Raw genomic sequence first — 14694 nt, 5'->3', positions numbered from 1 at the left:
AAACAATCCTTAGTGATATTCCTCTGTTTAACCACATTTTATAGTGGTTTATATAGGTAGGAATGGAATATCGCCGACGTTTCTTGAGCTTATTTGTAATAAAACAAACAAAAATCATCATGAAACTGTAACTATCCTACAATTTTGTTAGCCGTAAATGCAATGAAAAACTCGGTCTTTTTTGCGCCTTTTTCTCAGCCTCTGCATAATCAGCGCAACATTTTTCAAACAAAGTTAGCTAAATGCAGATTTAATGAATGTTTATTGATTTTGCACCACGCGGTATCTACCTCATACGCTTACTATTTATTCCTTTCGATGTAATTTAATTACATAGATCGAAGTGAGAGTTATTTGTATTTATAGTTTGGGTATCCGTTATGCAACTGCATCAATTAGTAAACACATTAGGGCAAGATCTTCAACGCCGCTACGGTGAGAAAGTCCATAAACTGACGTTGCATGGGGGCTTTAGTTGTCCTAACCGAGATGGCACCATTGGTCGAGGTGGATGTACATTTTGCAATGTTGCCTCTTTTGTTGATGAACATACGCAAAAGCAGAGTATTGCTGATCAGCTAAAAGAAAGAGCGGGTGAAGTTCAGCGTGCCAATAAATACTTAGCTTATTTCCAAGCCTATACCAGCACTTATGCTGAAGTTCAGGTATTAAAAGCGATGTATCAACAAGCGTTGCAAAATGCCCACATTGTTGGTCTGTGTGTGGGCACTCGCCCTGATTGTGTACCGGATGCAGTATTGGAACTGTTACATGACTATGTGCAGCAAGGATTTGAAGTCTGGTTAGAGCTAGGATTACAGACTGCACATGAACGTACCTTAAAGCGCATTAATCGCGGCCATGATTTTGCTTGTTATCAATCAATCGCTCAAAGAGCAAGAGCGCTTGGTATTAAAATCTGTACTCATTTAATCGTTGGCCTGCCTAAAGAAACGGCAAGCGATAATGTGGCGACATTACAGCAAGTCGTTGAAGTGGGAACCGATGGTATCAAGTTACATGGCTTGCATATTGTTGATGGCAGTACGATGGCCAAAGCGTGGCGGGCAGGCAAGTTAGTTGCGCCAACATTAGAAGAGTACGTCACGATTGCCAGCCAGCTCATTCGCTTAACGCCACCTGAAGTGGTTTATCATCGAGTCTCTTCTGCCGCTCGCCGTCCTACGTTGTTGGCTCCTCTCTGGTGTGAGAATCGTTGGTTGGCGATGACTGAGCTTGGTCGGCGATTAGCAAAAGATGGCGCGCAAGGTTCATTAATCGGGCGTCCTTTCCAATACATTAATCCGACCAACAAAAAATAAGCCGCTCACTTTTAAACGTAATTTACTGCGTTACGCTAGGCAAACTCTTAGAATAGTTGCAGATCCTGATTTGATAAGCTGGTATCTTTATCTTTTAAGTCTTTTTAATCACAGGCTTTTTATCTGAAAGCGCTGTTGGATTAGCGCGAAGTCGCTATTTCGAAACTCGCTTGGCGTCACGGCCATTATCTATGCGGAACCTGCAATGAAACCGATAAAAAACTTAGCTCAGTACTATGTCGACCTACTTGTTAAATTGGGCATTTTACGTTTTTCAATTTTACTGGCTTTAGCGTTGGTTGCTCTGGCTGTCGTGGTTCAGGTCGGAATTACGCTGGTTTTGAAAGGTTTTGTCGATGACATAGATATTGTACGTTCGGTGTTTTTTGGACTATTGATCACCCCGTGGGCGGTGTATTTTTTATCGGTCGTGGTTGATCAATTAGAGGAATCTCGACAACGTCTCTCTAAGTTAGTCTCCAAGCTCAAAGATATGCGCTCGCGAGATCAAGAGCTTAACCAACAGTTACAGCAAAATATTGTTAAACTCAATCAAGAAATTGAAGAGCGTATTAAAGCTGAAGAAGCTCGTGAAGAGGCGATGGTTGATTTAGAAAACGAGGTGTATCAACGAGAAAAAACACAGTTGGAACTGGCCGAACGTACCGCGCTATTGCGCTCATTTATCGATGCGTCACCAGACTTAATTTATTACCGCAATGCGAAAGGTGAATTTTCCGGCTGTAACCGAGCAATGGAAGAGCTAACGGGTAAGCGGGAAAGTCAATTAGTCGGTCTGACACCTTGGGATGTGTATCGTAAGGAGATTGCTCAATCGATAGTTGAAACCGATCAGCAAGTATTTAAGAATAATCAAGCCATTACCTATGAGCAGTGGCTTGAGTATCCCGATGGACGTAAACACTTCTTTGAACTGCGCAAAGTGCCTTTTTATAGTAAAGAGGGCCGTCATTTAGGTTTAGTGGGTTTTGGAAGAGACATTACTGAGCGTAAGCGTCATCAAGAATCACTGGAAAAAGCCAGCCGCGATAAAACCACCTTTATCTCGACCATCAGTCATGAATTACGCACGCCACTCAATGGTATTGTCGGATTAAGCAGGATGCTGCTCGATAGTCAACTCACTGATGAGCAGCGTAAGCATATGCAAACCATTCAAGTTAGTGCGATCACCTTAGGTCATATTTTTAATGACATTATTGATATGGATAAATTCGACCGCCGTAAGCTAGAGCTTTTTCCTGCCCCATTAAACTTTATCGAATTTGTTGCTGAGCTAGAGAGCCTTTCTGCGTTAATGGCTGAACAAAAAGGACTGCGTTTTGATTTGGAGCGTTTAACTGAGTTACCGACATGGATTGAAGTCGATGCAACACGCTTACGCCAAGTGCTGTGGAACTTAATGAGCAACGCTATGAAGTTCACTAAAGAAGGCGGTGTGGTGATGAGTGTCAGCGCTGATATTGAACAAGATAGTGCTGAGATTGTTATGGAGATCGAAGATACCGGTATTGGTATTCCAGAGGCTGAATTAGATAAGATCTTTGCCATGTATTACCAGGTTAAATCGGGCAAAGATAACCTCCATGCCGTAGGAACGGGCATAGGTTTGGCTGTTTCGCGTCAATTGATCAATTTAATGGCGGGTGATATTCAAGTAAGTAGCGAAGAGGGCTTCGGCAGTACCTTTACGGTGACTATCCGAGTGCCTTTAGTGAGTCCTCCGGATAAGCCGCAATTCAGCCTTACGCCGCAAAAAAGCTTACGTATTTTTATGGTGGAAGATATTGAACTTAATATCACGGTTGCTCGCTCCCTGTTAGAGAGTTTAGGTCATCAGGTGACGGTGGCGATGACTGGTGAAGAAGCCAAGCAACGGTTTATGCCAGATGAGTTTGATTTGGTTTTCTTAGATATTCAGCTACCGGATATGACTGGGTTTGATGTGGCACAGTTTTATCGAGCAACTTACTCCTCATTACCGCCGCTCGTTGCACTGACTGCTAATGTTTTGAAAGATAAGCAGCAGTATCAAGCCCAAGGATTGGATGATGCGATAAGTAAGCCACTTTCGGTGCAGGCGGTGCAAGAAGTGATCAGTAAAGTTATTGCTCAGCAGCTATTTCAGAGCGAGGTTGCGAAGCTCCCTGATGTTGATCCCGCTGAGCCTTGTTATCAAGAGTTATGTCGTCGTTTGATCGATATCGAGATGCTAAACTCTTATCTCGATATTGTCGGGCCTCAACCTATGTTAGAAAGTGTTGAGATGCTTGAAAAAATGATGCCAAGTTATTTAGAGATCTTGGATTCTAATATGGTAGCGAAAGATCAAGCCGGAATTGTCTCTGAGGCTCATAAAATTAAAGGTGCGGCGGGTTCAATCGGTCTAAAACGTATTCAAAGTGTTGCACAAAAAGCTCAGTCTCCGGATGCACCCGCGTGGTGGGAAAATATTGCCGATTGGGTTGATGAAATAAAAAATGAATACAGCAATGATATTCAAGTGTTAAAACAGTGGCTAGAGCAAAGGAGATAACATGAAAAAATATGCTTTAATTGTACTTACTTTTTTACTGTCAGCGTGTGCAACATCGCCACAAGTCAATTGGCAGGCTAGTAATGCGGCATTATTTTCTCAGGCCGCTATTCAGCTAAAAAGTAATTTATGGACCGATCGGATGCCCAAAATAGCCTTAACTGAGGGGGCCACTGAACTCGATTTCACCGACAATTTGAATGGTACGCTAGTGCTAGAAACCTCAGGTCAATTGCCCGCTGATTTAACCTTATTTCAATTAGTGTTCAGACAAGGGGAGGAAATATGGTCTCTTCCCGGTTCTGTATTAGAATTACGCACACCGAGTGAAAATAATTGGGAAGTGGTCTTTAACAGTACACTATCGGTGAACATCAATCGTCCAGTGAGCGTTGCACTTGGTGTACGAGATAGTTTCGGAGAGACTTGGCTAGTCGAGCATCAGGTATCGATTGATAAAGTCTATTAATCAATATTCAGTTCAGATTTTAAGTGGCAATAGGATAAATTGAACTATTTTTCCACCATATGATCGCTTATTGATATAAGAGTTTACTTCTAGTCGCTTGATAGCTATATCAATCTACGTCTGATGATTTCGGGTTGTTAATCATAAAAAAGCCTCGACGTTCTATCGAGGCTTTTTATTCGTGTGCAGGTTTATTCTGTGATGTCGCCACAGAAGCGATAGCCTTCACCATGGATGGTCGCGATAATTTCTGGCGTACCAGAGATCGATTCAAAGTGCTTACGAATACGACGGATAGTCACATCAACCGTGCGATCATGAGGCTTAAGTTCTCGGCCAGTCATTTTCTTCAATAGATCGGCACGAGTTTGAATTTTCCCCGGATTCTCACAGAAATGAAGCAGAGCACGGAATTCTGAACGCGGCAGCTTGTAACCTTCACCATGTGGGCTGATCAAAGAACGACTATTGATATCCAATACCCAGCCATTAAATTGATACTTTTCAACCGAACGCTTTTCTTCATGAGCCACGTTGGCATTCATTGAACGGCTTAATAGGTTACGCGCACGAATGGTCAATTCACGAGGATTAAACGGTTTGGTGATGTAATCGTCAGCACCAATTTCAAGGCCTAGAATTTTATCAACTTCATTATCACGACCAGTTAAAAACATTAACGCAACATCAGCTTGTTCACGAAGCTCACGAGCAAGCAGTAAGCCGTTTTTACCCGGTAGGTTAATGTCCATGATGACCAAGTTAATGGGATTATCCGACAGTATTTGGTGCATCTCTTCACCGTTACTGGCTTCAAAAACAGCGTATCCCTCTGCTTCAAAAATACTTTTTAATGTGTTGCGAGTGACTTGCTCGTCTTCAACGATAAGAATCTGCGGGGTTTGCATTTGGCGGTACCTAAACTTGTGAAAAAATTGTACTAATAGAATTTATTCTAGGCAAAAATATAACATACAAGAAACTTTATGTTGATAATAAATCAAAGTATCTTGAAAAATTACCTCAACAGCCGCCTTCCTTGGTGTATTTGTTATGAAGATCCATCACCTTTCGCTTCTATCAGCTTTTGAGCGGATTCTATAATGTTAACAGCATGCTAACAACGCCCAAATGTTAATTCCAATCACTTTGTTGATTTATATCAAGAGTTGTAATGTAACAGATATGAATAGTAATCACGAGATGTAAAAAGAGATGATCAATGAAAACCTATGGTACGCCTACTCTCAAGTGAAGTTGGTGTTTCCAACAACGAGCATTAAAGGAGATTTTGTCATTATTACGGCATGGAACCCTCGAAGCCTTCGCTTGTCAGAAGATGAGAATCGGCGAAATAATCGCCATTTACAACAGGCTTTAATCGATTATGATTTGATTGAGATTATTGTCGGTAATGATGATTTTAGTTGGTATGAAGAGAGTTTTGCTGTTGTAATGCCTGTTACTAAAGCGGTGGTTTTGGCTAATCAATATGCACAAAATGCGTTTTATTATGTACAAGATGGACAACTTATTTTGCAATCTTGTCTTGATCACCAACGACTCGAATTAGGACCATTATTGAGTGCAATAAAATCAACCTAACCTTAAAGAGAGTCTTTTAATGGACTCAATATGTCTAACGACTTGAAGATGCTGTGGTGTGAGTAGTTGATCATTCCGGCCATTATTATTGGCAAGGACTAGAGTGAATATACGCCCTCATTGATATCACTCCTTCTTGCCGTTTGCTGATTAAATTCATGGAGGAACAATGAACGACATAACACCAGATCTGTGTGATAAATACCCATCAGAAGTGACTTTACTTAATTTGCCATTACAAAACTTTGGGATGCGTAGTGCATTTTGGGGCGAGATTGTCACGGTACGTTGCTATCATGATAACTCAAAAGTTAGAGACGTGCTTAGTCAACCGGGTAAAGGGAAAGTGCTGGTTGTTGACGGTAATGGTTCTTGCCAAAAAGCTTTAATGGGCGACCAAATTGCGATTTTGGCGCTCGAAAATGGTTGGGAAGGCGTGATCATTTATGGTGCTGTCCGTGATGTTGTAGCAATGTCAGAAATGGATTTAGGGATTAAAGCGTTGGGAACTTCGCCTTTTAAGACTGACAAGCGTGGTGCAGGAGAGGTTAATGTGACCTTAACGTTACACAGTCAAATGGTTCAGCCCGGAGATTATCTATATGCTGACTGGAATGGCGTGTTGCTTTCTGAGCAATTATTAACATTAACTTAAAACCGAAAGCCAATTCCGAACTCAATACCCTGTTGCCATTCTTGATAATCAAGGGTGGCGTGCAAATCTAAGTTTTCAGAGAGACGCAGACGACTGGATAGCTCTGCTGAAAAGACATCATAGCGACGTTTTTGATCGTCGTATTTCGCTGATGAGTAAAGAGTACTTTTCACTGAAACTCGCTCATTCACCTTGTAACTAACGCCACTTAAAAAGCCATTACTTCCGCCATTGATTGAGGCATTTGATGAGTTGATCCTCGCGCCCACATAAAGATCAACGTTACGAAATACATTGTAGGCATAACCACTATCAATCACCCAGCTATCGAAAGTTTGGCTTGAGGGATCGCTGTAGAGAAAAACGGTATGTGCAGAGCGAGAGGGCTCGGAAGGTAAAGAGGGAAGAGTCACGGCGTGCGCGCTTAATGCTAGCGATAAGCCAGACAGTGCGATCAATATGCGCATGGTATCCTCCTTGTTACCGAGCTTTATTTTACGTTGAACACTATTTAAGCATAAAATTCCCCGTTTTGCAGAGAGAAATTATCTTGAATTTATCTTTATGATTAACGGATGGGCGATAAAGCTCGGTTTTGTTTATCTTTATTGAGCGAATGATTATTTAAAATACATAAACATTAAACTTTTTATTGACTCTACAATACGAAATAAGGTAAACGTAGATAAACGCCAACAGAAAGTGACTTATCACCGTGATGACATTGTTCAGCCTAGTAATGACCACCACCATTATTACCACCGACACTACGCATGTTGGGGCGGGCTGCTGAGCGTAAAATTTCACAAGAAAAGGCCTGTATCCCCACCGATACAGGCCTTTTTTTATATCTATTATTTTGACGAGTTTGGAGAAAGGGATGCGAGTATTAAAATTTGGAGGTTCATCGTTAGCCGATGCTGAGCGTCTATTGAGATCGGCCGATATCATCGTTAACAATGCCCAGCAAGAAGAGGTGGCAATTGTACTTTCAGCGCCGGGTAATACGACCAATAAGTTAGTAGCGATTATCGATACAGCGTTACGTCATGGTGACGCTGAAAGGCAAGTGCTCGAATTGGAACAGTCGTTTCAGCTGTTGTTTAATGGTATCCAAGCACAGTTACCGAATATAGACGGCGCTGCCTATCATGCACAGGTAGAACAATCCATGGCGCAACTGCGTCAGTTTGTGCATGGTATTCATTTATTAGGCATGTGCCCTGATAACGTCAATGCGCGGATCATCAGTAAAGGTGAGCGTATTTCTATACAGTTAATGAAAGCGGTCATCCAAGCTAAAGGCTTGGCCGTTAATTTAATTGATCCGGTTCAATACCTTATTGCCAAAGGTGATTATTTGGAAGCGATGGTCGATGTTGAGCTTTCTACGCAAAACTTTTTACAGGCACCATTACCCAAACAACATGTTCATATTATGCCCGGTTTCACCGCAGGTAACAAAAAAGGTGAACTGGTTTGCTTAGGGCGTAATGGCTCTGACTATTCTGCTGCCGTATTAGCGGCATGTCTGCGCGCCGATTGCTGTGAAATCTGGACTGATGTCGATGGGGTGTATAACTGCGATCCTCGTTTGGTCGCTGATGCTCGTCTACTAAAATCACTCAGTTATCAAGAAGCAATGGAATTATCCTATTTTGGTGCTTCAGTTTTACACCCCAAAACCATTGCGCCCATTGCTCAGTTTCATATCCCTTGTTTGATTAAAAATAGTTTTAATCCCCAAGGCGAGGGGACATTAATTGGTCAAGATACTGGTGAAGATAAACTGGCGATCAAAGGCATCACAACGTTGAATAATCTGACTATGGTCAACGTGTCGGGGCCAGGCATGAAAGGCATGGTTGGCATGGCCAGTCGAGTCTTCGGTGCTATGTCGGCGGCTGGAGTATCCATCGTTCTTATCACGCAATCATCTTCAGAATACAGCATCAGTTTCTGTATTGAAGCTGGAGATAAACAGTTAGCACAACAAGCTTTAGCAGAAACGTTTGAATTAGAGCTCAAAGAGGGATTGTTAGAGCCGGTTGAGTTTATGAATGATCTGTCGATCATTACACTGGTTGGCGATGGTATGCGCACTTCTCGTGGCGTAGCGGCGCAGTTTTTTGCCTCGTTAACGGAAGCGCATGTCAATATCGTGGCTATTGCGCAAGGCTCCTCTGAGCGAGCGATTTCTGCTGTGATCCCCGAAGATAAGGTTTCCCCAGCAATTAAAGCTTGTCATGAGAATTTGTTTAACTCGAAACATTTTCTTGATGTGTTTGTGGTCGGCGTCGGTGGCGTTGGTGGTGAACTGGTGGATCAAATACATCGTCAACAAGCCAAGCTGGCTGCTAAAGGTATCGTGATCCGAGTTTGTGGTTTAGCCAATAGCAAAGGCTTATTACTCGATGGTAGTGGTTTACCGTTAGAGCAGTGGCGAGACAGAATGAGTGCCGCTACCGAAGCGTTCTCTTTGGCGAATTTAACCGCTTTAGTGCAGCGTAATCATATTATCAATCCTGTATTGGTTGATTGTACATCGAGTGAAGTGATTGCTAATCAATATGCTGATTTTCTCGCAGCCGGTTTTCATGTGGTAACACCGAACAAAAAGGCCAATACCAGCAGCATGGCTTATTATCAGCAATTGCGTAGTGTTGCTCGTCAGTCGCGTCGTAAATTAATGTACGAAACGACGGTAGGGGCTGGCTTACCTGTGATTGAGAATTTGCAAAACTTAATTGCCGCTGGCGATGAGCTAGAGCAATTTAACGGCATTTTATCCGGTTCTTTGTCTTTTATTTTTGGTAAGTTAGATGAAGGACTGACTTTTAGTCAGGCGACGTTATTAGCCAAAGAGAAAGGCTTTACTGAGCCGGATCCGCGAGATGATCTGTCTGGGGTTGATGTGGCGCGTAAGCTGTTAATTTTAGCTCGTGAGTCGGGATTAGCGCTTGAGCTCAGTGATGTCGACGTTGAAGCAGCATTACCACCGGGGTTTGATACTTCTGGCAGTGTTGAAGCGTTTATCGCTCGCTTACCGCAAGCCGACCACTATTTTGCTCAGTTAGTTGATCAAGCGCGTCAACAAGGCTGTGTACTTCGCTACACGGCGCAAATTCGAGATGGACGCTGCCAAGTCCGTCTTGCTATGGTCGATGAAAACGATCCTATGTTTAAAGTTAAAGATGGTGAAAATGCGCTCGCCTTTTATAGCCGTTATTATCAACCGATTCCTTTAGTATTGCGTGGTTATGGTGCGGGTACTGAGGTAACGGCAGCAGGGGTTTTTGCTGATGTGATGCGGACATTAGGCTGGAAATTAGGGGTGTAAGCAATGAGTTCAAGTGATATGAGTGTAGTCGTTTACGCGCCAGCCTCGATTGGTAATGTGAGTGTCGGTTTTGATGTACTGGGTGCCGCCGTCTCTCCGATTGACGGTAGTTTATTAGGAGACCGAGTTTGTGTTGCAGCGGGAAGCTTGCCTTTTGAACTCAAAACCGCGGGGCGCTTTGTCGATAAACTACCTAGCGATCCCGAGCAAAATATTGTGTATGACTGCTGGACAGTGTTTGTTCGTGAATTAACCACCAAGCAGATCGCGGCAAAGCCTCTCGTGATGACCCTAGAGAAAAACATGCCGATTGGATCTGGGCTTGGTTCTAGCGCTTGTTCAATTGTGGCGGCTCTCGATGCGTTAAATCGCTTTCATGATCAGCCATTAAACCAGACTGAGTTACTGGCATTAATGGGGGAAATGGAAGGGAAAATCTCCGGTGGTGTTCATTATGACAATGTTGCACCGTGCTACTTGGGCGGCTTGCAGCTGATGATTGAAGAACAGGGCATTATCAGCCAGTCAGTACCTGGGTTTGATCAGTGGTTTTGGGTGATGGCGTATCCAGGGATCAAAGTGTCTACGGCGGAAGCTCGGGCGATTTTACCCGCTCAATACCGTCGCCAAGATGTGATTGCTCATGGCCGTCATCTGGCCGGTTTTATCCATGCTTGTCATACACAGCAAGCGGAATTGGCGGCCATGATGATTAAAGATGTGATTGCTGAGCCGTATCGTGAAAAATTATTACCTGGTTTTAGCCAAGCCCGTGAGTATGCGAAATCTGCAGGCGCACTCGTGACGGGGATTTCAGGTAGCGGGCCAACTTTATTTAGTATTTGTCAGCAGCAAGACGTTGCCGAACGTGTTGCCAAATGGCTTGAAGACAATTATTTACAAAATGAACAAGGATTCGTGCATATCTGTCGTCTAGACAAGCAGGGATCACAAGTAACAGGAAGTCAATTATGAAGCTGTACAACATCAAAGAAAATGATCAACAAGTCTCTTTTGCCCAAGCTGTCCGTCAAGGACTAGGCCGTAATCAAGGGTTATTTTTCCCTGCTGAGTTACCTAAATTTAGTGATATTGACGCACTTTTAGCGGAAGATTTTATCTCGCGCAGCAGTAAAATTTTATCGGCATTAATTGGTGATGAATTGGCGGCAGAAAAAGTGACTGAGATGGTCAAGCAGGCTTTTCAGTTCCCAGCGCCGATTAAAGCGGTTAAGTCAGGGGTGTATGCGTTAGAGCTGTTTCATGGCCCTACGTTAGCGTTTAAAGATTTTGGTGGCCGCTTTATGGCGCAATCTCTGGCAGCGGTCTCTGACGGTGGTAAAATCACTATCCTTACTGCAACATCCGGTGATACTGGAGCCGCCGTTGCGCACGCTTTTTATGGTATGCCAGACATTAATGTTGTGATTTTGTACCCGAAAGGAAAAATCAGTCCGCTACAAGAAAAGCTATTTTGCACCTTAGGCGGCAATATTCATACCATTGCCATCAATGGCGACTTCGATGCATGCCAAGCCTTAGTCAAACAAGCCTTTGATGATGCAGAGTTACGTCAGCAAATTGGTCTTAACTCAGCTAACTCGATTAATATCAGTCGATTGATGGCGCAGATCTGTTATTACTTTGAAGCGGTTGCTCAGCTTAGTAAAGCCGAACGTGAAAACCTAGTGATCAGTGTTCCTAGTGGTAACTTTGGTAACTTGACTGCCGGTTTATTCGCTAAAGCGATGGGGCTACCAGTCAAACGTTTTATTGCCGCCACCAATGCTAATGATACTGTGCCACGTTACCTAGACTCTGGTAAATGGGATCCAAAACCAACCGTTGCTACCACTTCCAATGCGATGGATGTCAGTCAGCCGAATAACTGGCCACGTATTGAAGAGCTATGCCGATTACAAAACTGGGGACTAGAAACCTTAGGTAAAGGCGCCGTCTTGGATCATGAAAGTGCTCAAGCGGTACAAGAACTGAATCAGCTTGGCTATTTGTGTGAGCCACATGGTGCGATTGGCTATCGAGTGTTAACTGAGCAGTTGCAAGCGGGAGAAACGGGGTTATTTTTATGTACCGCGCACCCTGCGAAATTTAAAGAAGTGGTCGATGATATTTTGGCTAGCGATATTGATCTACCCGCGCCGCTTGCTAAACATGCTGCGATGACCTTACTGTCTGAGCAGCTTGATGCTGATTTTGCGCAATTGAAAGCGCGCTTGCTGGCTTTGTAATATTGAGTTTACGTTCAAACCATCATGTGAAGTCGTATCGGAATAAATAGAAAACGGCGTCTATAGTAATAGACGCCGTTTTTATATTTAGGGTTATCATATCAAGATAACCACTCAACTCACGATTATAGTGATTCAGTAAAAGTACGTGCAATCACATCGCGTTGTTGCTCAGTGGTCAGAGAGTTAAAACGCACCGCATAACCAGAGACACGAATGGTTAATTGTGGGTATTTCTCTGGGTTAGCAACCGCATCTTCTAAGGTTTCACGCTTAAGTACGTTAACGTTTAAATGTTGGCCGCCTTCAATGCGAGGAGTGGTTTCAATCGCTACTTCACGGCTTTCATAATCGCCGAATTCGCTCAGTGCAACCACTTGGTCTGCTTCATAGCCTTTTACGGCAGCGACACAACGAGCTTGATTGGTTTGGCTATCGATTAGCCAGATAGAGTTAAGCAGATCGTCGTTGGCCGCTTTAGTGATTTGAATACCTTGGATCATTACTGTCTCCTTGGCCACTGAATGTGGCATTATTGGTGTTAATTTTCAATACGTGCTGAGCTGGGTATTATATAGCTTATATCCCTATTTTAAGTATTGATTTAGGTCAAAAAACACCAATGTAGCCTGTTTTGGAATTAGTTGTGGAGTTGATCTTAATCAATAAATTGATGATAAGTAATGGTTTCATCTGCTTTTTGAATATTTAAAATAAAGTTTAAAGTTTGTTTTCTTGTAAAATTACTACATTTTGAAGTGTTTTTTTTAGCCTGTATTACGTAGCATCAGATAGTTATCTCAATAAAACTGAAAGTAAAAAAGTGATTCAATGACCAATATGACACAACCTTCAAAAACCAAATATTTTGGTGCTCATGTTTCTGCTGCGGGTGGCGTTGATCAAGCACCGATTCGTGCTCACCAAATAGGGGCAAATGCTTTTGCCTTATTTACCAAAAATCAGCGTCAATGGTCTGCAAAGCCTTTAGATATCGAGACAATAAAAGCGTTTAAAGCCAATTGTGAACGGTTAGGTTTTACACATGATTATATTTTACCGCATGATTCTTATTTGATTAATTTAGGTGCACCAGAAGCAGATAAACTTGCCAAATCCAGGGCTGCATTTATTGATGAGATGCAACGTTGCCGGCAATTAGGATTATCATTACTCAATTTTCATCCGGGGAGTCATTTAAAACAAATCTCTGAAAGCCAATGTCTTAGTCATATTGCTCAATCGATCAATCTGGCTCATCAAGCCGTTCCTGAAGTGGTCGCGGTGATTGAAAATACCGCTGGTCAGGGAAGTAATTTAGGCTGGCGTTTTGAGCATATTGCCGAAATTATTGAGCAAGTGGATGATAAATCGAGAGTGGGTGTTTGCCTTGATACATGCCATACCTTTGCTGCGGGTTATGACTTACGAACTAAGGCTGATTGTGAGTTAACTTTCGCGCTTTTTGATCAGATCGTTGGCATGCACTATTTGCGTGCCATGCACATTAACGATTCAAAATCTCCCTTGGGTAGTCGAGTCGATCGTCATCACTCATTGGGGCAGGGTGAGATTGGATGGGCATGTTTTGAGTATATCGCTCAAGATAGCCGATTTAATGGTATCCCTTTGATTTTAGAAACGATTGATCCAAATATTTGGGTGCAAGAGATTCAAATCTTACGAGAACATCATCACCAAGCATTGTCGGTTTGAGCTATTGAGGCGACTTGGCTACCTGCAATCGGGCGCAGTTTGAGTATACAATGGGCTAACCATTTATATGATAGGGCTTTTTTATGGAACAACCATTGACTTGGCATGATGTTATTGGTCATGAAAAACAGCAAAGCTATTTTCAAAGTACATTAGCTTTTGTGGAACAAGAAAGACGGTCTGGAAAAGTGATTTACCCACCAGCGACAGAGGTTTTTAACGCTTTTCGGTTAACGGAATTTCATGATGTTAACGTAGTGATCCTCGGCCAAGATCCTTATCATGGGCCAAACCAAGCTCATGGTCTTTGTTTTTCGGTGTTACCACAAGTTAAGACTCCGCCCTCATTGGTGAATATATACAAAGAGCTGGCGCAAGACATCCCTGGCTTTACTATCCCTAATCACGGCTACTTAAAAAGCTGGGCTGATCAGGGTGTTTTACTGCTCAATACTGTATTAACGGTCGAGCAGGGCAAGGCGCATTCTCATGCTAATAGTGGTTGGGAAACGTTTACTGACCGTGTGATTGAAGCATTAAATCAGCATGGACAGGGGATTATCTTTTTATTATGGGGTGCCCATGCACAAAAAAAGGGCAAGATGATCGATCGTCAGCGTCATCATGTTTTAGAGGCCCCGCATCCTTCTCCGCTCTCTGCTCATCGTGGTTTTTTAGGTTGTAAGCATTTCTCAATCACTAATCAATTACTTGAGCAACAAGGTAAGCAAAAGATCAATTGGCAGCCGACGTTGGATGTCTGAGAGCCTTGTTTTTTGGT

The 14694-nt window shown here is 42.9% G+C and carries 13 protein-coding genes and 1 other annotated feature; of the genes, 10 read left to right on the top strand and 3 right to left on the bottom strand.

All coding sequences use genetic code 11. From position 1 onward, the window contains the following. The first annotated feature begins 380 nt into the window (after positions 1-380). From AACS00_RS12360 to AACS00_RS12350, 3 genes are all read left to right on the top strand, one after another. Positions 381-1322 carry a TIGR01212 family radical SAM protein gene (locus tag AACS00_RS12360; protein ID WP_110167606.1) on the top strand — a complete coding sequence of 314 codons (942 nt, stop codon included), beginning with the start codon at positions 381-383 and terminating at the stop codon, positions 1320-1322. Positions 1323-1527: 205 nt separating this feature from the next. After that, a complete protein-coding gene (arcB, locus tag AACS00_RS12355) occupies positions 1528-3879 on the top strand; it encodes an aerobic respiration two-component sensor histidine kinase ArcB (RefSeq protein WP_072668858.1) in 2352 nt (783 codons plus the stop codon). 1 nt (position 3880) lies between these two features. Continuing rightward, a complete protein-coding gene (locus tag AACS00_RS12350) occupies positions 3881-4348 on the top strand; it encodes a hypothetical protein (RefSeq protein WP_072668857.1) in 468 nt (155 codons plus the stop codon). 191 nt (positions 4349-4539) lie between these two features. Here the strand turns inward: AACS00_RS12350 and arcA are convergent, their stop codons facing one another. Further along, a complete protein-coding gene (gene arcA / locus AACS00_RS12345; protein WP_004395926.1) occupies positions 4540-5256 on the bottom strand; it encodes a two-component system response regulator ArcA in 717 nt (238 codons plus the stop codon). Between the two features lie 307 nt (positions 5257-5563). On the opposite strand from arcA, the gene AACS00_RS12340 reads away from it, so the two are divergent. Together AACS00_RS12340 and AACS00_RS12335 are read left to right on the top strand one after the other, a co-directional pair. Next, entirely contained in the window at positions 5564-5953 is a 390-nt protein-coding gene (locus AACS00_RS12340; RefSeq protein WP_110167605.1) for a DUF3293 domain-containing protein, read from the top strand. Positions 5954-6122: 169 nt separating this feature from the next. Continuing rightward, on the top strand, positions 6123-6608 hold the full coding sequence (locus AACS00_RS12335) for a putative 4-hydroxy-4-methyl-2-oxoglutarate aldolase (protein WP_110167604.1): 486 nt from the start codon (positions 6123-6125) through the stop codon (positions 6606-6608). Here AACS00_RS12335 and AACS00_RS12330 read toward each other — a convergent pair. Beyond that, positions 6605-7075 carry a hypothetical protein gene (locus tag AACS00_RS12330; RefSeq protein WP_072668854.1) on the bottom strand — a complete coding sequence of 157 codons (471 nt, stop codon included), beginning with the start codon at positions 7073-7075 and terminating at the stop codon, positions 6605-6607. The genes AACS00_RS12335 and AACS00_RS12330 overlap by 4 nt on opposite strands. 261 nt (positions 7076-7336) lie before the next feature. Further along, positions 7337-7456 (top strand) — a sequence feature (Thr leader region). A gap of 20 nt (positions 7457-7476) precedes the next feature. Here AACS00_RS12330 and thrA point away from each other — a divergent pair. Genes thrA through thrC form a run of 3 tightly spaced genes read left to right on the top strand, consistent with a single transcriptional unit; the run spans position 7477 to position 12197 of the window. After that, positions 7477-9948, top strand: a complete 2472-nt coding sequence (thrA, locus tag AACS00_RS12325; protein WP_258306871.1) for a bifunctional aspartate kinase/homoserine dehydrogenase I — start codon at positions 7477-7479, stop codon at positions 9946-9948. A gap of 18 nt (positions 9949-9966) precedes the next feature. Then, positions 9967-10923, top strand: a complete 957-nt coding sequence (thrB, locus tag AACS00_RS12320; RefSeq protein WP_110167602.1) for a homoserine kinase — start codon at positions 9967-9969, stop codon at positions 10921-10923. Beyond that, positions 10920-12197 (top strand): threonine synthase, encoded by a 1278-nt coding sequence (gene thrC / locus AACS00_RS12315; RefSeq protein ID WP_072668851.1) that lies wholly within the window; start codon positions 10920-10922, stop codon positions 12195-12197. The genes thrB and thrC overlap by 4 nt, the downstream gene beginning before the upstream one ends. Before the next feature lie 125 nt (positions 12198-12322). On the opposite strand, the gene grcA is transcribed toward thrC, so the two are convergent. After that, entirely contained in the window at positions 12323-12700 is a 378-nt protein-coding gene (grcA, locus tag AACS00_RS12310; RefSeq protein ID WP_072668850.1) for an autonomous glycyl radical cofactor GrcA, read from the bottom strand. A gap of 328 nt (positions 12701-13028) precedes the next feature. Here grcA and nfo point away from each other — a divergent pair, with 328 nt between their 5' ends. Both nfo and ung read left to right on the top strand, forming a co-directional pair. Beyond that, entirely contained in the window at positions 13029-13913 is an 885-nt protein-coding gene (nfo, locus tag AACS00_RS12305; RefSeq protein ID WP_110167601.1) for a deoxyribonuclease IV, read from the top strand. A gap of 83 nt (positions 13914-13996) precedes the next feature. Further along, on the top strand, positions 13997-14677 hold the full coding sequence (gene ung / locus AACS00_RS12300; RefSeq protein WP_110167600.1) for a uracil-DNA glycosylase: 681 nt from the start codon (positions 13997-13999) through the stop codon (positions 14675-14677). Positions 14678-14694: the final 17 nt, after the last annotated feature.

Origin of the sequence: Vibrio sp. 11986-1-5 (genome assembly GCF_963878025.1) — a bacterium.
GTDB lineage: Bacteria > Pseudomonadota > Gammaproteobacteria > Enterobacterales > Vibrionaceae > Vibrio > Vibrio injensis.
Note: the sequence above shows the minus strand (reverse complement) of the source record. Positions and strands in the feature narration are given on the sequence as shown.